Source organism: Methylomicrobium album BG8 (assembly GCF_000214275.2).
GTDB lineage: Bacteria > Pseudomonadota > Gammaproteobacteria > Methylococcales > Methylomonadaceae > Methylomicrobium > Methylomicrobium agile.
On the sequence record NZ_CM001475.1, the window covers coordinates 2,009,025 to 2,027,967 of the forward strand.

Below are 18,943 nucleotides of genomic sequence, written 5' to 3' on the forward strand. Positions count from 1 at the left end.
GATATTGGCCTTACGCTACCCGCATGAATGAAAATCCGCCCGCATGAATGAAAATCCGATTGTTGTCATCAAGAAAATAAAAAAAGGCGGACACGGCTATCATGGCGGCGCCTGGAAATTGGCGTATGCCGACTTCGTGACGGCGATGATGGCTTTTTTTCTGCTCATGTGGCTGCTCGGCACGACCGAGCCTTCGATTCGGCAGGGGATTGCCGATTATTTTACCGACCCCTGGAGGCCGTCCATTGCCGGCGGGGCCAATACCGGCGATGCGACCAGCCTGATCCAGGGCGGCGGGCAAGATGTGACGCAGTCCGAGGGGCAGGTCAAGTTGACCAATGAAGGCAAGCAGGAATCCATTGCCGAGGCCAGCGACAGGGATGTCGATGAGGAAGCGGAACGGCGGGATATCAACCACCTGAAGCAACTGAAGGAAAAAATCGATAATTTGATCGAAACCACCCCGCTGATGAATCAGTACAAGGACCAGCTGATGATCGACTTTACGACGGAAGGGTTGCGCATCCAGATCATGGATCAGGAAAAAAAGGCCATGTTCAATACGGCCAGTGCCAAGATGGAGCCTTACGCGGCGCAGATTCTGGATCAGCTCGCTCCGGTCATTAACGAATTGCCGAACCGGATCAGCGTTTCGGGACATACCGACAGCGCTCCCTTTCCCGGCAATGGGCAGGGCTATACGAACTGGGAGTTGTCGGCGGATCGCGCCAACGCCGCCCGCAAAGAACTGGTGCGGGGCGGGTTAAAGGACGAAAAGATCATCCGGGTCGTGGGCCTGGCTTCCAGCGTCCATCTGAACAAGGACAACCCCCTCGATCCGATCAATCGGAGAATTTCGATCATCGTCCTGAATAAGCGAACCGAAGAAGGCGTTATCAACAGCGCCAACGTCCGCGACTTCGCACAGAAAAAGCTGCTGAACAATTCTTCTTTGCCGCCGTCGCCGGCCGTGCCGGAGATCAAGCCGCCTGTTCCCCAGCCGGTAAGCCGCTAGTCTCGGCATCGATGCGTCTGCCGGTCGTTTTTTCCGCCTTGCTGGCGCAGGCGGGAGCATTGCTTGCCGCGTTTCTGGCATTTAAAGCGAGCCTGCTTTTTGGCCTGTTGTTGCCTTGGTGGGGGTTGACGCTCCTGCAAAGCGCAACCGCCGTCGTGTCGAGCTGGCTTTTCGGTTTGCCTCCGTGGTGGTTCGTCATACAGGGGCTTTTTGTGCCGATGCTGTTGCTGGTATCCGGCCTCAACTTGTCCCCCCATTTTTTTTTGGGAGGATTTTTATTGCTTTGGCTGATTTTTTTCAGTAATGCCAAGGAAAGAGTCCCGCTTTATCTCTCCAACGAAACGAGCTGCGCGGCGCTGGCCTCGCTGTTGCCCGGGCACCGGCCGTTCCGTTTTCTCGATTTGGGCAGCGGCTTGGGTGGCCTGCTGGCCCGCCTTGCCGAGCAAAAGCCGGCCGGGCGGTTCTACGGTATCGAGTCGGCGCCGCTTCCTTTTCTGGTGAGTCGGCTGCGCTCGAAGAAGAGTGGCGTGCATGTCCGTTACGGCAGCTTCTGGAATGAAAATCTGGCGGATTACGATGTCGTCTACGCTTTCCTGTCGCCGGAACCCATGGCCGAACTCTGGCGAAAGGCGAAGCATGAAATGCGGGCAGGTTCTTTGTTTGTAAGCAATTCCTTTGCCGTGCCGGACTGTGCTCCCGCCAGGATCGTGCAGTTGAACGACGCGCGGCATACCCGCCTGTTAATTTGGGAAATGTGACGGCATGGAGAAGGCGAACAGGTCCGTTTGCCGGTAATGCAGTAACTCCGGACTGTGCAGGGACGACAGGGCAATGCCCAGCAGGCGTACCTTTTTGACGCCGACCTCGGTATCTTTCAGCAAATCGGCCAGTATGGCCTCGAACCCTTCCACTCCCGTAATGGCCTGCGGCAGCGTTTTGCTGCGGGTGATCTGCACGAAGTCATGGTATTTGATTTTGACCGTGAGCGTATGCGCCGTCATCTGTTTCGCGGTCAGCCGCGCGAGTGCCTTGCCCATCAGGTCGATCAGTTGCTGCAGGATGAGGTTGGGTTCGGCGAGGTCTTCCGGATAGGTGATTTCCACGCCGACCGATTTGCTCGGGCGGAAATTGCGGACCGGCCGGTGGTCGATGCCGCGGGCAATGTCGTAATAATGCTGTCCGGCCTTGCCGAAATGCTGCACCAATAAAGACAGCGGCCAGCGTTTCAGATCCAGCCCGGACCGGATGTCCAGTTCGTGCATTTTTTTCTCGGTGGCCTTGCCGATGCCGTGAAATTTGCCGACCGGCAGGCGTTCGACAAATCCGGGGCCCTGTTCCGGCGTAATCAGACACAATCCGTCGGGTTTGTCGAGATCGGAGGCGATCTTCGCCAGGAATTTGTTGTAGGAAACGCCGGTCGAAGCGGTCAGTCCGGTTTGTTGTCGAATCTTGTCCTTGATTTCCTTGGCAATCAAGGTAGCCGATCCCCGGCAGCGTGAAACCACGGTCACGTCCAGATACGCTTCATCGAGCGACAGTGGTTCGAACAGTTCGGTATAGTCGGAAAAAATGCGCCGGATCGCTGCCGAGACGTCTCTGTAAACTTCAAACCGGGGCTTTACAAAGATCGCCTGGGGACACAACCGGTAAGCCTGGGAGGAGGCCATCGCCGAACGGATGCCGAATTTTCTGGCTTCATAGCTGCAGGTCGCGACCACGCCCCGCGAATCGGGCCGGCCGCCGACTACAACCGGTTTGCCTCGATAGGCGGGATTGTCGCGCTGCTCGACCGCGGCATAAAAAGCGTCCATGTCGATATGGATGATTTTGCGTAAAGGCAGGTCGGCAGTCATGGAGTTTCCTTAGGCAGCTTGGCTGATCGGGATGCCTATAAGGTGGATAAGCGTTGCGTCCGCCAAGCCGGCTAGAGCATTTCGCTTTGGGAATATGGCCTTCGTAAGGAAAACAGGTCATTCCGGCAGGGATTGCCGGACGACTGCAAGGATGCAGGCGTTAGAGCAACGCAGGGAGCGTTGCCGTATCCGGAAACCCAGGAAGGTGGGCTCTCATGCCTCCCTGTCATCTGGATCTCGGCAATCCCCCTGCGCGGGATGAGGTTGATAACCCCGTTCCCCCCATTTGAAGACCTACCGCCAGCATAAAATCATCGTCTGTGTTCGCGCGATGCTAAACGTTACAGACGGGATAAATATCCCGTCCGGCACCGGTATCTTACGGGTTCAGCCCCCGTAGGGTATGCTGCGCGTACCTTCAATGTCGAAAGGTACGCACAGCGTACCCTACGGGGCTGGACTTAACGGCAGGGCGCCCTTCAGAAGGTGAGGAATTCCCTACACGCGGTATGAAAATGCTCTAGGTTTCAACGACTTTTCTTTCCCTGTCGAGCAGATCGATGACCGGATGGGTCTGGGGCCTGACTCCGCGCCAGATGAAGAACGCTTCGGCCGCTTGTTCGACCAGCATGCCGAGCCCGTCCAGGCTCTTTTGCGCCCCCTGGGCGATTCCCCAGCGCACGAAGGCGGTCGGCTCGTTGCCGTAGGCAAGATCGTAACAGTTGCCTTTATCGGCGAGCAGATGTTCGGGCAGGGGAGGCAGTTCGCCGCTCAGGCTGGCGGAGGTGGCGTTCAGAATCAGGTCGAATTGCCGTCCGGCAAGCGCTTCGAAGCCGCAGCCGGCAATGCTGCCGAGACATTCGAATTCTTCGGCAAGCCTCTCCGCTTTTTCGACGGTCCGGTTCGCGATCACCAGAGCGGCCGGGGCTTCTTCCAGGATCGGCCCGAGGATGCCCCGGCTGGCGCCGCCCGCACCGAGAATCAGGATGCGTTTGCCCGCGAGCGTGATGCGATGATTATTCAGCAGGTCCCCGACCAGGCCGCAGCCGTCGGTATTGTCGCCTAGAATCGTGCCGTCCGCCTGCAGGGCGAGCGTATTGGTCGCCTTGCTGCGTTCCGCGCGTCCAGTTTTGTGCGAGGCAAAGCGGTAGGCCAGTTCCTTCAGCGGCACGGTGCAGTTCAGGCCTTTGCCGCCGGCGGCGAAGAAGGCGCGGACTGCCTCGGCGAATGACTCGGCCTTTACCTCCTGCGCTTCGTAACTGAGCGACTGGCCTGTCTGTTCGGCGAACAGGCGGTGGATTTGGGGCGATTTGCTGTGTTTGATCGGGCTTCCGAAGACGGCATAACGGTCAATTGCGGGCATGTTAATTGTTTCTCCTCAGCCAAAAGCTCCAGATGATGGTCAGGGTGATGATGGTGGCGACGATGATCAGTTCCACCCAGAAAAAATGTTGCGTATAAGTCGGAATCACCGCCGAGACGCCCAGAAAGATGCCGACGACGCTGAAGCGCCAGCCGATGCGCACGCCGTCCAGCACCACCGCGAGCGACAGAATCAGCAGAATGACCAGGCCGGAGTTGTTTTCCGGCTTCAGCACGATCGAGTCGCCGCCGACTACGAGCAGGGTGCAGAGCCAATGCAGCGCCTGATCGCGCAACACCGGCGCGAAATTTTCACCTTCCTGTTGCGATTGCAGCCAGCCCAGAATGATCGAGAAAAAGGCGAATACGAAGACCATCATGACCCAGTAGCCGAAACCGTCGGACGGAGCGTAGTCATTGATAAAAATACCGCCGAGCGACAATATCAGCAGTATAATCAAGATGATGGCTTCGATCTGGCGTTTGCGCCTTGCGGTAAGAATCATATCCGGGACTCCGTTTGTCGTTATCGTTGTGATTGTTTTACGGCGCTCTTGCCGGCCGCTCTGGACTTTTTGAGCTCGGCAAAGCGGTTGAGTTTCAGTTCGATGTGCCTGAGTTCAATTTTGCAGCCATTCTGCCACGGACTTGGCGAAGTAGGTCAAAATGGCGTCGCTGCCGGCGCGTTTGAATGCCAGCAGCGATTCCAGCACCACCTGTTTTTCGTCGAGCCAGCCGTTGATCGAAGCCGCTTTCAGCATGGCGTATTCGCCGGAAACCTGATAGGCGAAGGTCGGGACGCCGAACTCGTCCTTGACCCGGCGGATGATGTCGAGATAGGGCATGCCGGGTTTGACCATGACCATGTCGGCGCCTTCCTGCAAGTCCAGCGCGATCTCGCGCAAGGCTTCGTCGGAGTTGGCCGGATCCATCTGGTAGTTGTATTTGTTGGCCTTGCCCAGCGCGGCCGACGAGCCGACCGCGTCCCGGAACGGGCCGTAAAAACTCGACGCATATTTTGCGGAGTAGGCCAATATCTTGGTGTTGCGGTGGCGGCTGGCTTCCAGCGCCTGCCGAATCGCGCCGATGCGCCCGTCCATCATGTCCGAGGGGGCGACGATGTCGGCGCCGGCCTCGGCGTGCGACAGGGCCTGTTTGACCAGCACTTCGATCGTTTCGTCGTTCAGCACATAACCGTCCTGATCGATCAGGCCATCCTGCCCATGCGAAGTGTAAGGATCCAGCGCCACGTCGGTAATGACGCCGAGTTCAGGCACGGATTCTTTTAGGGCGCGGACTGTGGTTTGCACGAGTCCTTCCGGATTGTAAGCCTCCTTGGCGAGATCGGACTTTTTTTCTAGGGGAATGACCGGAAACAGCGCAAGCGCCGGAATGCCGAGACTGAATAGTTCGTAGGCTTCTTCCAAAAGGAGGTCGACGGATAGTCTTTCGATGCCGGGCATCGACACGATCGGGATTCTTTCATTGCTGCCTTCGGTCACGAATACCGGATAAATCAGGTCGTCCACGGACAAGCGGTGCTCTTGCATCAAGCGGCGCGAAAAGTTGCTGTAACGCATTCTTCTCATGCGTATTTTGGGAAAATTGGTGGTATGATAGGTCATCTTGCCAGAACTTTTGGTATTTAAGAAAATCTCAACGTTAAGCACCACGCTGCAAATCGGCAGGCGCGGTTCCGCAAATTTTTTATTGTAACAGGAAAGTCATTTTGATCATTTGAAAATGACAGGCAACAGGTTTCTATCATTCTGAGGATTAATATGAAGTTCAAACAAATTACGCTTTTCGGTTTATGTCTGTTTTTTATGGCATTTTTACCGGTATCGAGCGCTTATTCGCAAGACTTGCTACCGCCTCAACAAGCAATCCAGGATGCAGCGGACAAGCTGAAACAACGCCTGCAGGATAGTTCCTTTAAGCACGATTTCGCAAAAATCACTCGATTCGTGAATGAAGTGATCTATCCGCATACCGATTTCGACAAGATTTCCGCGCTGGTGTTGGGCAAAATCTGGAAAACCGCTACCCCGGAAGAACGTGAGCGCTTCAAGCAGGAGTTCCAGACATTGTTGGTTAGAACGTACTCGCGCGCTTTCATCGAATTCAAGGAGTGGTCGGTCCGCTTCCTGCCGATGGACATGGAGCCGGGCTCCAACAAGGTGGTCGTCAAAACCGAAGTGCTGCAGCCGGGCATTCAGCCGGTCGGCGTCAATTACCGGATGTTTTTGAGCGAAACCGGACAGTGGAAGGCTTACGACATCATGATCGAAGGCGTCAGCCTAGTCACCAACTACCGGACGACTTTCACGAATGAAGTGCAGCAAAAAGGTTCGCTGGGCGCGGTGATCGAAAGCCTGGCCAAGCGTAACGCGGAAGCGTTGTCGACGAAGTCCTGATCCTAAAAATAAAGGCGGAAGGCACATCGTCAATGCCTTCCGCCTTCCCGGCCTTGTCATCGGACATTTAGAGCGATAAACGCTATCCTGCCGGTTTCCGGGTGGCGCTTTTGCAGTCCCGTTCCGGATTTTCTTCAGTAAATGATCTTTCTGTCTTTCAGCCCGTTGTAGATTTCATCGATCGGCAGCACCTCGCTGTCGAACTCGGCGTTGCATTGCGCTTCGCCGTTGACGCACAAGCCGATCAGGCCGGCGTTTTTGATTGCCTCGATCAGGGCGGCATCGGCGGTTTCCAGCACGGTCGCGGCATGGCCGTTGTCGAACAGTTTTCTTTCCAGTTGATAAGCGATTTCCCTGGCGTTCGTGCCGGTGAGCGAAACGGCCGAGGCCTGTTGGCTGAAGCGGGCCGCGCGCTCCTCGACGCTGACCGGGGGTAGGGTTTCCTCTTCGGTCGTGCCGAGGATCATGCCCGCGCCGATCGTGCCGTTGGTCAGGCGGTCGATGATGATGAAAGAAGCGGTGCCTTTGCTGGTTTTATAAGCGTCGAACACGACCGGCGCATTGACCGATACGGTGCAGTGGCCGATCTCGTTCAGCTTCAGCTCGCTGGCATCGTGGTGTTCCAGCGTATTCACGTCGATCCGGTGGTGGATCATCGATACCGAGCCGGACACGCTGCGGGTAGCCAGCTTCAGGGTGTACTGCCGACCGGGCGTCAATGCCTTTTCGTGCATCCAGACGATGTGCGCACGGAATTTATCGGCAACGATCGCTGTTAGGGTTTCGTTGCCGACGATCATGTCCCCGCGGCTGATGTCGATCTCGTCTTCCAGCGTGAAGGTAACTGCCATTGGCGGGAAAGCTTCGGCAAGCTCGCCGTCGTAAGTTACGATCGACTTGATTTTGCTGGTCTTGCCGGAGGGCAGGGCGGTGATCGGGTCGCCTTTCCGGAACACCCCGGCCGCGACGGTGCCGCAGAAGCCGCGGAAATTCAGGTTGGGCCGGTTTACGTACTGGACCGGGAAGCGCGCGTCGATAAAGTTATGGTCGTTCGCAATCTTCACGTTATTCAGCGCGTCCATCAGCGGCTCGCCGTCGAACCACGGCATGTTCCCGCTGCGATTGACCACGTTGTCGCCGTCCAGTGCCGAAATCGGGATGAAGCGGATGTCGTGCAGCGACAGCGCGGCGGTAAATTCCAGATAGTCGCGCTTGATTTTATTGAAAGTCGCTTCGCTGTAATCGACCAGGTCCATTTTGTTGACCGCGACGATGATGTGCCGGATGCCGAGCAGGGACGCGATAAAGCTGTGCCGTTTGGTCTGGGTCTGCACGCCGTAGCGGGCGTCGATCAGAATAATCGCCAGATCGCAGGTCGACGCGCCGGTCGCCATGTTGCGGGTGTATTGCTCGTGGCCGGGGGTATCGGCGATGATGAATTTGCGGGTCGAGGTCGAAAAATAGCGGTAAGCGACATCGATCGTGATGCCTTGTTCGCGCTCGGCCTGCAGCCCGTCGACCAGCAGCGCCAGATCGATCTTGCCCGCGCCGGTGGTACCCGATTTGACGCTGTCCGCCTGCACCGCGGCCAGCTGATCTTCGTAGATCATCTTGGAGTCGTGCAGCAGGCGGCCGATCAGCGTGCTTTTGCCGTCGTCGACATTGCCGCAGGTTAAAAAGCGGAGCAGTTCCTTGCGTTCGTGTTGCGCCAGATAGGCGTTGATGTCGGTGCTGATTAAATCGGACTGGTGGGACATTAGGTTGGGTTCAAGGTTCAAGGTTCAAGGTTCAAGGTTCAAGGTTCAAGGTTCAAGGTTCAAGGTTCAAGGTTCAAGGTTCAAGGTTCAAGGTTTAGGCTGGCGGGATTTGATAAGCGAGGAAAGCATTTTGGAAATTTTTTCCGCTTCATTTTTTAGAGAAATTCCTGTTTCGTTATCAAAGTGCCCAATTTTTACCCTAATATAGATTTGCGTTCTTAATTCGCCGGCAGAGCCTTTGGCGTAATAGAAAAATTTAGTGGCATCTTTGTTGCTGCCTCGCTCATAACCCTCAGCGATGTTGCTGGGAATAGATAGCGCACAGCGAGTGGTTTGATCTTTAAAGCCGAAATCGTGGCATTCTTCAAGTACTTTGTAGAGCTCAACGCACAGCCTACAAGAGATTTTCCAAACTTCCAGGTCTTCAAATCGCATGATGCTGTTTTGAACTTTATATCCTGTACCTTGAACCTGATTTCAGAAATACCCTTCGCGCTTTTTCTGCTCCATCGAGCCGGCTTGGTCGTGGTCGATCAGGCGGCCCTGGCGTTCGGAGGTCGTGGTCAACAGCATTTCCTGGATGATTTCCGGCAGTGTCGTCGCATTCGATTCGACCGCGCCGGTCAACGGGTAGCAGCCCAGCGTGCGGAAGCGGACCTTCTTCATTTCGATCTTGTCGTCCGGTCCGATCGGCATCCGTTCGTCGTCGACCATGATCAGCATGCCGTCCTTGTTCACGACCGGGCGCTCCTTGGCGAAATAAAGAGGGACGATCGGGATGTTTTCGAGATGGATGTATTGCCAGATGTCCAGTTCGGTCCAGTTCGACAGCGGGAACACGCGGATGCTTTCGCCCTTGTCGATCTTGCCGTTGTAGATGTTCCAAAGTTCCGGGCGCTGGTTTTTCGGATCCCAGCGGTGATTTTTGTCGCGGAAAGAATAGACCCGCTCCTTCGCGCGCGATTTCTCCTCGTCGCGGCGGGCGCCGCCGAAAGCTGCGTCGAACTTGTATTTGTCCAATGCCTGTTTCAGGGCATCGGTTTTCATCACGTCGGTATGTTTCTTGCTGCCGTGCGTAAACGGCCCGATGCCCTGGTCGACCCCGTCCTGATTGATATAGACCAACAGCTCGAGACCAAGATCCTTCACCATTTTGTCGCGGAAGGCGATCATGTCGCGGAATTTCCAGGTCGTATCGACATGCATCAAGGGAAACGGCGGCTTTCCCGGATAGAACGCTTTCATCGCCAGGTGCAGCATCACCGCGGAATCCTTGCCGATCGAATACAGCATCACCGGCCGTTCGAATTCGGCGGCAACTTCCCGAATGATGTGAATGCTTTCAGCTTCAAGCTGTTTCAGATGCGTCAGTTTATAATCAATCATTAAGTGGGCCAGATAATTCGGTAAGCTTGAGTTTAACCCGTTATTCTAATTCGTATGGCCTTCGATTGCCAGCCGTGCGCGCAAAAGGACAGGAATTTTACCGGTGATTGCTTTATGATGACGCCTCTCATTTTTCGAAAGGATATTTCCATGCGCTTCCACGATTGTTCCCCGGTCCGCCGTTGCGGAATTCTACAGAACGCCGCCCGCCTGACCGCGATGCTGGTGTTTCTGTCTGTGTCGGGGTGCGCTTCGATCGGGCACGAATTTCCGGCCGGCCAAGTTTCGACCATACGGATCGGCCAGACGACCCAGAACGACATCTATACGACCTTCGGCGCACCCTGGCGCACCGGCATCGATAACGGAATGAAGACCTGGACTTACGGGCATTATCGGTACAGCCTGTTCAGCGAGGGCGAAACCGAAGACCTGGTGATCAAGTTCGATAACCGCGGCGTCGTGGCTTCTTACGTCTTCAACACGACCAAGCGCTCGAAGTGAATCCTTCCTCCGGCGCGGCGATTATTTTCTCTTTCCGATGATGTTCAGGGCGACCGCTTCCGCCGCTTTGATCCCGTCGATCGCTGCCGACATAATTCCGCCGGCGTAGCCCGCACCTTCGCCGGCCGGATACAGGCCGCGCGTGTTCAGGCTTTGATAGTCCCCGTTGCGCTTGATTCGGATCGGCGAGGAGGTGCGAGTTTCGACGCCGGTCAGCACCGCATCCTGCATCGCAAAGCCGGGGATTTTTCTATCGAAAGCGGGAAGCGCTTCGCGGATCGCCTCGATTGCATAAGCGGGCAGAGCCTTGCTCAAATCGCCTAGATGCACGCCGGGGGTATAAGACGGCTGCACCGAGCCGAATCCGGTCGATGGGCGGCCGGCCAGAAAATCGCCGACCAGTTGGCCCGGCGCATCGTAGGTGCCGCCGCCCAGTTCGAAGGCTCTTTTTTCCAGTTCCCGCTGCAGGTCGATGCCGGCCAGCGGGTATCCCGGATAATCGTCGGGCGTGATGCCGACCACGATGCCGCTGTTCGCGTTGCGTTCATTGCGCGAATACTGGCTCATGCCGTTGGTCACCACCTGGCCGGGCTCGGAGGTGGCGGCGACGACCGTGCCGCCGGGGCACATGCAGAAACTGTAAACGGAGCGGCCGTTCTTGCAGTGGTGCACCAGTTTGTAATCGGCCGCACCGAGCAGCGGGTGCCCCGCATAGCTGCCGAAGCGGCAGCGGTCGATCAGCGATTGCGGATGCTCGATCCGGAAGCCGATCGAGAACGGTTTCGGCTCGATATAGACGCCGCGTTCGTAGAGCATTTTGAAGGTATCGCGCGCACTGTGGCCGGCCGCGATCACGATGTGATCGGCATCGATCGTCTCGCCGTTCGCCAGCGCCACGCCGCGCACTGCGCCGTTTTCGATCAAAATGTCCTCGACGCGGCTTTGAAAACGGATCTCGCCCCCCAGAGCTTCGATCGTGCCGCGCATTTCCTCGATCATCGACACCAGCCTGAACGTGCCGATGTGCGGCTTGCTCAAATAGAGGATTTCCGTCGGCGCGCCCGCCTTCACGAATTCGGTCAGCACCTTGCGGCCGCGATGGTGGGGATCCTTGATTTGAGTGTGCAATTTGCCGTCTGAAAAGGTGCCCGCGCCGCCTTCGCCGAATTGCACGTTCGATTCCGGATTGAATTCCCGCTGGCGCCAGAGGCCAAAGGTGTCTTTGGTGCGCTCGCGCACCGGTTTGCCTCGCTCCAGAATGATCGGACGGAACCCCATTTCCGCGAGCAGCAGTCCTGCGAAAAGTCCGCAAGGCCCGAAGCCGATCACGACCGGCCTTGTCGCCAGGTTTTGCGGTGCCTGCGCGACAGGATGATAGCGGGTGTCCGGGGTAGGGGCGATGTGGGGATCGTCCCGAAAGCGCGCCAGCACGACGGCTTCGTTTTCCAGTTCGACATCGAGCGTATAAATCAGCGTAATGCTGTCGCGTTTCCGGGCATCGTAGCCGCGGCGGAAGATGCTGTGGCTTTTCAGCTGTCCGGCGTTAATGCCTAAACGTTGAATGATAGCGGATTTCAGCTGGTTTTCGGAATGGTCGAGCGGCAGTTTGAGTTCGGTAATACGCAGCATCGGTACGGCAAAAGGAATGGGCAGCGCCTGGACCGGCGCGGTTATTAAAAAAAGGAAGGTAAATATTCAAAGGCGGGCGGAACCGCAGGATTGTTTTCGGGACTTGAAAATTTCGGTGCACGATTTATTTTTGCGCCAATCGATAAAGGCGGTCGAGTTCTTCGGTCAAGCTATCGGCAGGCGGCGTCATTTTTGCACGGGCGTACCAGTAGGCCGCATTGTCGAGGTCGCCCTCCTGTCGATGCAGAAAGGCATGGATCCGGCAAGCCAGCGGGTCGGAGAAGTTCTGAATCGACCGATGCGCGGCATCCCAATCGCCGGTTTTGATTTTATCCAGAATGGGACGGTAATCGGAAGGCATAGCGGTGACCGCCTCGCGCGGATTTATCTTTGGTTAGGGCATTATACCCGAGCTTTCTTTTGATGATGAAACTCGGTTTGTGTGCCGGACCGGCGGGATAAAAGATCACTGGACCGTAGTATGGACCAGAATGGGGTCCTTTTACCAGGCGTTCACCAGGGGCTTTCTTCGTCGGTCCGCAAGCCGGCGCTCCCGTATATCGGCCGGCGGAGCACCGGCCGGCTACCGGAATGGCCACTGGTAAGGCCGGTTTTTGCCGATCTTTGCCTGCTTCGCTCATATTCCGTCTCGGGAATTTTTCATTTTTTCGATGCATTCTTTAAGGAAGCTCTGAATAAGTGGTTTTTATAAGCGACACCGTGCGACATCCGTGGCACCTCGCCGAAAATGGGCAAATCCTTCCCGGCAGCGCCCGCTATCGGGGTGATTTCACTCAGTGTTCTCGGTTTTCCAGGGCGAAGGACAAAGGTCTCCCTAGGTCGGCTGCAGCGCCTGCCGAACGTGATAAAGATTGCCCAGGGCAAACAGCAAGTAGAGTTGTTGGGCATTCTTGAACAGCCCCCGGTAACGCACTTTGGTATAGCCGAACTGGCGCTTGACGATCCGGAACGGATGTTCGACCATGGCGCGTAACGGCGCCAGCATGTGGTTGTGAAGGGCTTGCTCTACCGGCAACTCCTCACCCTTCCCCCGCTTGAACGGAAAGGCCCAAACCGGCTCACCTTCCAGGCGATCCGCCGCCAGATTCCGGTCCTTGCGGGTATAGGCCCGATCGCCCAGCACGACCCGTTCCTCGCCGTGCAGCAACGCCTCCGTCATGACCCCATCCGCCACCTTGGCGGTGGTCATCTCCACAGTATGCACTAACCCCGACTCGGCATCGACCCCAATGTGCGCCTTCATCCCAAAGTGGTAATTGTTCCCTTTCTTGGTCGAACTCATCTCGGCATCCCGTTTGCGCGCCCGGTTCTTGGTGGACGGCGGGGCAGCGATTAATGTCGCATCGACGATCGTGCCTTGCCGTAGCAACAGGCCTTTTTCGGCCAACAGCGCCGCCGTTTCATCAAATAGGGTTTGTGCCAACTGATGGCGTTCCAGCAGATGCCGGAACTTGAGGATCGTGGTTTCATCCGGCAGGGCGTCCTCGCCCGCATCGAGCCCGGCAAACTCGCGCAGCAGCGGCATGTCGTGCAATACTTCCTCCATCGCCGGATCGGAATAGCCGAACCACTGCTGCATCAGGTGAATGCGCAACATCGTCGCCAAGGGAAAGGGGCGGCGGCCTCGGCCCGCTGTCGGGTAGTGCGGCGCTATCCGGCTCGTCCACAAACTCCAAGGCACTACCTGCTCCATCTCTTGGAGAAATTGCTGCCGCCGAGTCTGTTTCGGTTTCTTCACAAACAGTGGGGCACTGAGTCCGAGTTGCTTCATGGCGGGCACCTATCGAAAATGGCAAGCTGCGGATATTTTATCCCAGGCGTAGGACTTATTCAGAGTTTCCTTAAGGGAAAATCACATTTTTAGGTTGATCGGCGTTTACTTTTGTCTCAAATATTTTGACCGTTTTCTGCGCTTTTGTCTGTGCTAAAGCAGTTTTTACCGGAAGTTGCAGGCATTTGAGCACTAATGAATGGGCAGTGCAGCGGTCGCTGCGCAAGCTTTAACCGCTAGAGACATCTGGCTTAGAAGGGTTTGATAGGGTAGAATTACACAGTTATATTGTGAAATTTATTGCGTAGGGGGAGCTTTGTTTCGACGCTGCCCCGGATTTTCGGAATGAAATGACGCATTCAAGGTTTTTTATTACTTACGAAGGGGCTGCTCCGTGAACAAAACCAAGCAACTATTCGCAGGCACGATCTTGACGGCTATCGGGCAAGAGTTAGCGCAGGCGGATTACACGCTCAACTTAACCGAAGGGGTTACCAAGATCAGTCATGATGTTTATGACCTGCATATGCTGATTCTCTGGATTTGCGTATTCATCGGTCTTGGCGTGTTCGGCACGATGTTCTATTCGATCTTGCATCACCGCAAGGACAAAGGTCACCAGGCGGCACAGTTTCATGAAAACACCACGATCGAAATCATCTGGACCATTATTCCGACCGTGATTCTGATCAGTATGGCGATCCCGGCGACCAAGACGATGCTCGATCTCGGCGACGTGCAGGATTCCGATATGTCGGTCAAGGTGACCGGTTGGCAGTGGAAATGGGAATACGAATACCTGGACAACGGCATCAAGTTTTTCAGCAGCCTGGACGAAGAAAGCAACAAGGCGCGCCAGCTTGGCTCCGATATCGATCCGCGCACCGTGCCGAATTATTTGTTGAACGTCGACAAGCCTTTGGTAATCCCAACCAAAAAGAAAATCCGCTTCCTGTTTACTGCGGCCGATGTGATCCATTCCTGGTGGGTTCCGGCTTTGGGCTGGAAGAAAGACGCAAACCCCGGCTTCGTGAATGAGGCGTGGGCTCAGGTCGATCAGGCCGGCACATACCGGGGCCAGTGTACCGAGTTGTGCGGCAAGGACCACGGCTTCATGCCGATCGTAGTGGTTGCGATGGACCAGCCCGATTACGACGCCTGGGTCAAGAAAACCAAGTCGGAAGCAGCCCAAGGGCCTGACCTGAGCGACAAGAGTCGCGATGAGCTGATCACGGCGGGCCAAGGCGTCTACGAGAAAAACTGCGCCACCTGCCATTTGCCGACCGGTGAGGGTGTTCCCGGCGCATTCCCGGCTCTTAAAGGCAGCCCGATCGTGACCGGCGATATCAACAAGCAGGCCGAGATCGTCCTGAACGGTAAAGGCGCAATGCCGGCATTCGGCAAAATGCTGAAGGCCGATGAGCTGGCGGAGGTCATCACCTATACCCGTAACGCGTTAGGCAACTCGGTTGGCGATGAAATTCAGCCGAAAGCGGTGCACGCGATGCTGCCGGAAGGCGCAGCGGCCGTTTCGGAGTCGGACGAAGATGAAGAAGAGGCCGAGGAGCCGGCTCCGGCGGCAGAGCCGAAAGCGGATGAAAGCGCGCCGTCGTCATCCAAGGAAGCCTTGATTGCTAAAGGCAAGACCGTGTATGAAAGCCGTTGCGTTTCCTGCCATCAGGCAGGCGGCCAGGGCTTGCCGCCGACGTTCCCGGCGTTGACAGGCAGCGATGTAGTCAACGGCGACATCAAGGAACAGATCGACTTGATGAAGGCGGGCAAAGGTATGATGCCGGCTTTCGGCGGTACGTTGAGTCCTGAAGAATTTGCCGCAGTCGTGACTTATACCCGTAATGCACTGGGTAATTCGGTAAACGACATGATTACGCCCGAGGAGATTGAGCCTTTACTGCAATAAGGTGGCAAACCCTTGCGTTTACCTGGATTCATGGCTTCTTTTTTTACATTTTATTTGAGGTATAACAACTATGTCCGCTGTCATAGCACCCCATGATCATGAGCACGATGATCATCATGATGACCACGGCCCGATGAAGGGATGGATTCGCTGGATCATTACGACCAACCATAAGGATATCGGCACGCTGTATCTCGTTTTCGCGCTCGCGATGTTTTTCGTCGGCGGCGCGATGGCGATGGTGATCCGTGCCGAGCTGTTCGAACCGGGTTTGCAGTTCGTCAATCCGCAATTCTTCAATTCGATGACCACGATGCATGCCCTCGTCATGGTGTTCGGTGCGGTGATGCCGGCCTTCGTCGGTTTGGCGAACTGGATGATTCCGATGATGATCGGCGCGCCGGATATGGCGCTGCCCCGGATGAACAACATGAGCTTCTGGATGCTGGTTGCCGGTATTTTGTTGCTGGCCAGCACCCTGTTCATGGAAGGCGGCGCGCCGGCGGCCGGCTGGACCTTGTATCCGCCGTTGGTATTGCAAACCGGTGCGGCGCTGCCGTTTGCGATCTTCTCGGTGCATTTGCTCGGGATTTCGTCGATCATGGGTGCGATCAACATTATCGCGACCATTTTCAATATGCGCGCACCGGCGATGACGCTGATGAAAATGCCGTTGTTCGTCTGGACCTGGCTGATCACCGCATTCTTATTGATCGCGATCATGCCGGTGTTCGCGGGTGCGGTGACCATGCTGCTGACCGACCGTTTCTTCGATACCAGCTTCTTCGATGCGGCCGGCGGCGGTGACCCGGTACTGTACCAGCATATTTTCTGGTTCTTCGGTCATCCGGAAGTGTATGTGATGATTCTGCCGACCTTCGGCGTCGCCTCCACGATCATTCCGGTGTTTGCTCGTAAGCCCCTGTTCGGCTACAGCTCGATGGTGTATGCAACCGCGTCGATCGCGTTTCTGTCGTTCATCGTCTGGGCTCACCATATGTTCCTGGTCGGGATGCCGATGGCGGGTGAACTGTATTTCATGTATGCGACGATGTTGATTGCAATTCCGACCGGCGTGAAGGTGTTCAACTGGACCGCGACGATGTGGAAGGGGTCGATGACCTTCGAAACGCCGATGCTGTTTTCGATCGCCTTCGTGGTGTTGTTCACGATGGGTGGTTTTACCGGTTTGATGATGGCGGTTGCGCCTGCCGATTTTCAATATCATGACACCTATTTCATCGTGGCGCATTTTCACTATACGCTGGTGCCGGCTTCGGTATTCATCCTGATGGCGGCCGGCTACTTCTGGCTGCCGAAATGGACCGGTCATATGTATAACGAAAAAATCGCCAGGCTGCATTTCTGGCTGTCGGCGATTTCGGTCAACATTCTGTTCTTCCCGCAGCATTTCCTGGGGTTGGCCGGTATGCCGCGCCGTATTCCCGATTATGCGGTACAGTTCGCGGACTGGAATATGGTTTCAAGCATCGGCGGCTTCATTTTCGGACTTAGCCAGTTGCTGTTCCTGTATATCGTGATCGATACGATCCGCGGCGGCACCGGCGAGAAAGTGACCGACGAAGTCTGGGAAGATGCGCATAAACATAGTCTGGAATGGACTTTGCCGTCACCGGCTCCTTATCATACTTTCACGACGCCGCCGGAAACCGTTCCAAGCGAGCATTCCTAAGCCGTAGCTGAACCGGAGATACGCTGCCTCAGGCAGCGTATCCGTATCGAAATGAATATCAAGCAGAAAAATATTTTGACGGCATTAATATTGGTAGTGATTGCCGTCGCAATTTATGTCTTTGCGGTTCTGAAAGCCGTCTCGCAATGACTGACGAATTGCGGCGAAAAAACGCCAGGCTGGTGCGTACCCTGTTGCTGGTCACCATAGTGATGTTCGGCTTCGGTTTCGCGCTGGTGCCGTTATACGATGTGTTGTGCAAGGTAACCGGTCTTAACGGCAAGGTCGATACTACGGCCGCGAAGGAAACCGGTTATCAGGTCGATCAAAGCCGCGAGTTGACCGTCGAGTTCGTGACCGCGCTGAATGAATCGGCGCCGATGGAGTTTCGTGCGGAAACGCCGAAATTAAAGATTCATCCGGGCCAGTTTTATACGGTGAATTTTTATGCGCAAAACAAGACCGACAAGCCGATGGTTGCGCAGGCGATACCGAGTATTTCACCGGGCCTTGCGGCCGAATACTTCAAGAAGACCGAGTGTTTCTGCTTTACCGAGCAGAAATTCAAGCCGCGGGAAGGCAGGATGATGCCGGTGCGTTTCGTCGTCGATCCGAAGATTTCGCCGGAGCATAAAACGATTACACTGGCTTACACATTTTTTGACAATACTGAAAAAGCAGAGAAACAATAAAGGGGAACGTTATGTCCACACACAATGCTTATTACATTCCGCATAAAGCGACCTGGCCGATAATAGGCACGGTGGGGCTGTTTATCATGCTGGCGGGGTTCGCGAATTTTCTGAACGGTTCGTCGATCGGGCCCGGCATGATGATTCTGGGCCTTTTGGTTTTCATCTTCATGCTGGCGGGCTGGTTTACCCTGCAGTCGCTGGAAAGCGAATACGGCATGTACAACACCCAGGTCGGCATTTCCTACCGGATGGGCATGATGTGGTTCATCTTTTCCGAAGTGATGTTCTTCTCGGTCTTCTTCGGCGCGCTCTGGTACACCCGGAATTTGTCGGTGCCGTGGCTTGCGGAAGGCGTTACCGGCGAGATGCTGCACAAGGGCTTTGAGGCGGTATGGCCGACCAATGGTCCGGCGCATCTGATCGGCGGCAAGCCGAGTCCGGACGGCGAATTCGAGCCTATGGGCGCTTGGGGGCTGGCTTTTTTGAATACGTTGATTCTGTTGAGCAGCGGCGTGACCTGCACCTGGGCCCATCATGGCCTGTTGGCCGGCAAGCGCCAGCAATTGATTCAAGGATTGATAGCGACTGTTACCCTCGGCTTTTTGTTCGTCGGGCTTCAGGCTTACGAATATCATGAAGCCTACACCGAAATGGGGCTGACGCTCGGCACCGGCATTTACGGTTCGACTTTCTTCATGCTGACCGGCTTCCACGGCTTCCATGTCTGCGTCGGCGCGATCATTCTGAGCACGGTGTTGTTCCGGAGCTGGAGAGGCCATTTCAAGCCCGAGAACCATTTTGCCTTCGAGGCGGCCGCCTGGTACTGGCACTTCGTCGACGTGGTCTGGCTGGGCCTGTTCGTGTTCGTGTATTTGCTGTAATCGCGGTTTTCAATCGATCGAAAGCGTTGCCGTTCAGGCAA

At 55.8% G+C, this 18,943-nt stretch carries 18 protein-coding genes; 8 read left to right on the forward strand and 10 right to left on the reverse strand.

Translation table 11 applies throughout. The features are described from left to right. Positions 1–43: 43 nt before the first annotated feature. Together motB and METAL_RS08710 are read left to right on the forward strand one after the other, a co-directional pair. Positions 44–1,015 (forward strand): flagellar motor protein MotB, encoded by a 972-nt coding sequence (motB, locus tag METAL_RS08705; protein WP_005371512.1) that lies wholly within the window; start codon positions 44–46, stop codon positions 1,013–1,015. Between the two features lie 11 nt (positions 1,016–1,026). After that, positions 1,027–1,773, forward strand: a complete 747-nt coding sequence (locus METAL_RS08710; RefSeq protein WP_005371513.1) for a hypothetical protein — start codon at positions 1,027–1,029, stop codon at positions 1,771–1,773. On the opposite strand, the gene dinB is transcribed toward METAL_RS08710, so the two are convergent. From dinB to hemB, 4 genes are all read right to left on the reverse strand, one after another. Continuing rightward, complete coding sequence (gene dinB / locus METAL_RS08715) at positions 1,756–2,868, reverse strand: DNA polymerase IV (RefSeq protein ID WP_005371514.1); 1,113 nt, start codon at positions 2,866–2,868, stop codon at positions 1,756–1,758. The genes METAL_RS08710 and dinB overlap by 18 nt on opposite strands. 520 nt (positions 2,869–3,388) lie before the next feature. Continuing rightward, positions 3,389–4,231 (reverse strand): shikimate dehydrogenase, encoded by an 843-nt coding sequence (gene aroE, locus METAL_RS08720; RefSeq protein ID WP_005371515.1) that lies wholly within the window; start codon positions 4,229–4,231, stop codon positions 3,389–3,391. Position 4,232: 1 nt separating this feature from the next. Continuing rightward, complete coding sequence (locus METAL_RS08725) at positions 4,233–4,736, reverse strand: hypothetical protein (protein ID WP_005371517.1); 504 nt, start codon at positions 4,734–4,736, stop codon at positions 4,233–4,235. 114 nt (positions 4,737–4,850) lie between these two features. Then, on the reverse strand, positions 4,851–5,810 hold the full coding sequence (hemB, locus tag METAL_RS08730; protein ID WP_245549523.1) for a porphobilinogen synthase: 960 nt from the start codon (positions 5,808–5,810) through the stop codon (positions 4,851–4,853). Positions 5,811–6,011: 201 nt separating this feature from the next. Between hemB and METAL_RS08735 the strand changes: the two genes are divergently transcribed. Continuing rightward, on the forward strand, positions 6,012–6,647 hold the full coding sequence (locus METAL_RS08735) for an MlaC/ttg2D family ABC transporter substrate-binding protein (RefSeq protein WP_005371519.1): 636 nt from the start codon (positions 6,012–6,014) through the stop codon (positions 6,645–6,647). Positions 6,648–6,781: 134 nt separating this feature from the next. Here METAL_RS08735 and cysN read toward each other — a convergent pair whose 3' ends face one another. The 3 genes from cysN to cysD all read right to left on the reverse strand — a co-directional run bounded on the left by cysN (position 6,782) and on the right by cysD (position 9,790). Beyond that, positions 6,782–8,404, reverse strand: a complete 1,623-nt coding sequence (cysN, locus tag METAL_RS08740; protein ID WP_005371520.1) for a sulfate adenylyltransferase subunit CysN — start codon at positions 8,402–8,404, stop codon at positions 6,782–6,784. An 87-nt stretch (positions 8,405–8,491) separates the two neighbouring features. Beyond that, entirely contained in the window at positions 8,492–8,839 is a 348-nt protein-coding gene (locus tag METAL_RS08745) for a four helix bundle protein (RefSeq protein ID WP_005371522.1), read from the reverse strand. Positions 8,840–8,881: 42 nt separating this feature from the next. Further along, positions 8,882–9,790 carry a sulfate adenylyltransferase subunit CysD gene (cysD, locus tag METAL_RS08750; protein ID WP_005371523.1) on the reverse strand — a complete coding sequence of 303 codons (909 nt, stop codon included), beginning with the start codon at positions 9,788–9,790 and terminating at the stop codon, positions 8,882–8,884. 150 nt (positions 9,791–9,940) lie between these two features. Here cysD and METAL_RS08755 point away from each other — a divergent pair, with 150 nt between their 5' ends. Beyond that, entirely contained in the window at positions 9,941–10,294 is a 354-nt protein-coding gene (locus METAL_RS08755; RefSeq protein ID WP_005371524.1) for a hypothetical protein, read from the forward strand. Positions 10,295–10,315: 21 nt separating this feature from the next. On the opposite strand, the gene METAL_RS08760 is transcribed toward METAL_RS08755, so the two are convergent. From METAL_RS08760 to METAL_RS08770, 3 genes are all read right to left on the reverse strand, one after another. Beyond that, positions 10,316–11,923, reverse strand: a complete 1,608-nt coding sequence (locus METAL_RS08760; protein ID WP_005371526.1) for an NAD(P)/FAD-dependent oxidoreductase — start codon at positions 11,921–11,923, stop codon at positions 10,316–10,318. A 124-nt stretch (positions 11,924–12,047) separates the two neighbouring features. Then, on the reverse strand, positions 12,048–12,284 hold the full coding sequence (locus METAL_RS08765; RefSeq protein WP_005371528.1) for a hypothetical protein: 237 nt from the start codon (positions 12,282–12,284) through the stop codon (positions 12,048–12,050). Between the two features lie 474 nt (positions 12,285–12,758). Beyond that, a complete protein-coding gene (locus METAL_RS08770; RefSeq protein WP_005369238.1) occupies positions 12,759–13,715 on the reverse strand; it encodes an IS5 family transposase in 957 nt (318 codons plus the stop codon). Positions 13,716–14,109: 394 nt separating this feature from the next. Between METAL_RS08770 and coxB the strand changes: the two genes are divergently transcribed. From coxB to METAL_RS08790, 4 genes are all read left to right on the forward strand, one after another. Next, complete coding sequence (gene coxB / locus METAL_RS08775; RefSeq protein WP_005371535.1) at positions 14,110–15,633, forward strand: cytochrome c oxidase subunit II; 1,524 nt, start codon at positions 14,110–14,112, stop codon at positions 15,631–15,633. 70 nt (positions 15,634–15,703) lie between these two features. Next, the gene (gene ctaD, locus METAL_RS08780) at positions 15,704–17,326 is read left to right on the forward strand and encodes a cytochrome c oxidase subunit I (RefSeq protein ID WP_005371537.1); all 1,623 of its coding nucleotides are present in this window, start codon (positions 15,704–15,706) and stop codon (positions 17,324–17,326) included. 146 nt (positions 17,327–17,472) lie between these two features. Further along, positions 17,473–18,018 (forward strand): cytochrome c oxidase assembly protein, encoded by a 546-nt coding sequence (locus METAL_RS08785; RefSeq protein WP_005371539.1) that lies wholly within the window; start codon positions 17,473–17,475, stop codon positions 18,016–18,018. Between the two features lie 11 nt (positions 18,019–18,029). Further along, on the forward strand, positions 18,030–18,902 hold the full coding sequence (locus tag METAL_RS08790; protein ID WP_005371541.1) for a cytochrome c oxidase subunit 3: 873 nt from the start codon (positions 18,030–18,032) through the stop codon (positions 18,900–18,902). The last annotated feature ends 41 nt before the right edge of the window (positions 18,903–18,943 follow it).

Excerpts from the sequence above, each read along its gene's own strand:
- METAL_RS08765 (WP_005371528.1), bottom strand. The coding sequence starts at position 12,284 with ATGCCTTCCGATTACCGTCCCATTCTGGATAAAATCAAAACCGGCGAT.
- METAL_RS08790 (WP_005371541.1), top strand. The coding sequence starts at position 18,030 with ATGTCCACACACAATGCTTATTACATTCCGCATAAAGCGACCTGGCCG.
- cysN (WP_005371520.1), bottom strand. The coding sequence starts at position 8,404 with ATGTCCCACCAGTCCGATTTAATCAGCACCGACATCAACGCCTATCTG.
- aroE (WP_005371515.1), bottom strand. The coding sequence starts at position 4,231 with ATGCCCGCAATTGACCGTTATGCCGTCTTCGGAAGCCCGATCAAACAC.
- motB (WP_005371512.1), top strand. The coding sequence starts at position 44 with ATGAATGAAAATCCGATTGTTGTCATCAAGAAAATAAAAAAAGGCGGA.
- METAL_RS08735 (WP_005371519.1), top strand. The coding sequence starts at position 6,012 with ATGAAGTTCAAACAAATTACGCTTTTCGGTTTATGTCTGTTTTTTATG.
- dinB (WP_005371514.1), bottom strand. The coding sequence starts at position 2,868 with ATGACTGCCGACCTGCCTTTACGCAAAATCATCCATATCGACATGGAC.
- hemB (WP_245549523.1), bottom strand. The coding sequence starts at position 5,810 with ATGCGTTACAGCAACTTTTCGCGCCGCTTGATGCAAGAGCACCGCTTG.
- METAL_RS08755 (WP_005371524.1), top strand. The coding sequence starts at position 9,941 with ATGCGCTTCCACGATTGTTCCCCGGTCCGCCGTTGCGGAATTCTACAG.
- ctaD (WP_005371537.1), top strand. The coding sequence starts at position 15,704 with ATGTCCGCTGTCATAGCACCCCATGATCATGAGCACGATGATCATCAT.
- METAL_RS08770 (WP_005369238.1), bottom strand. The coding sequence starts at position 13,715 with ATGAAGCAACTCGGACTCAGTGCCCCACTGTTTGTGAAGAAACCGAAA.
- METAL_RS08745 (WP_005371522.1), bottom strand. The coding sequence starts at position 8,839 with ATGCGATTTGAAGACCTGGAAGTTTGGAAAATCTCTTGTAGGCTGTGC.
- METAL_RS08785 (WP_005371539.1), top strand. The coding sequence starts at position 17,473 with ATGACTGACGAATTGCGGCGAAAAAACGCCAGGCTGGTGCGTACCCTG.
- METAL_RS08760 (WP_005371526.1), bottom strand. The coding sequence starts at position 11,923 with ATGCTGCGTATTACCGAACTCAAACTGCCGCTCGACCATTCCGAAAAC.
- cysD (WP_005371523.1), bottom strand. The coding sequence starts at position 9,790 with ATGATTGATTATAAACTGACGCATCTGAAACAGCTTGAAGCTGAAAGC.
- METAL_RS08710 (WP_005371513.1), top strand. The coding sequence starts at position 1,027 with ATGCGTCTGCCGGTCGTTTTTTCCGCCTTGCTGGCGCAGGCGGGAGCA.
- METAL_RS08725 (WP_005371517.1), bottom strand. The coding sequence starts at position 4,736 with ATGATTCTTACCGCAAGGCGCAAACGCCAGATCGAAGCCATCATCTTG.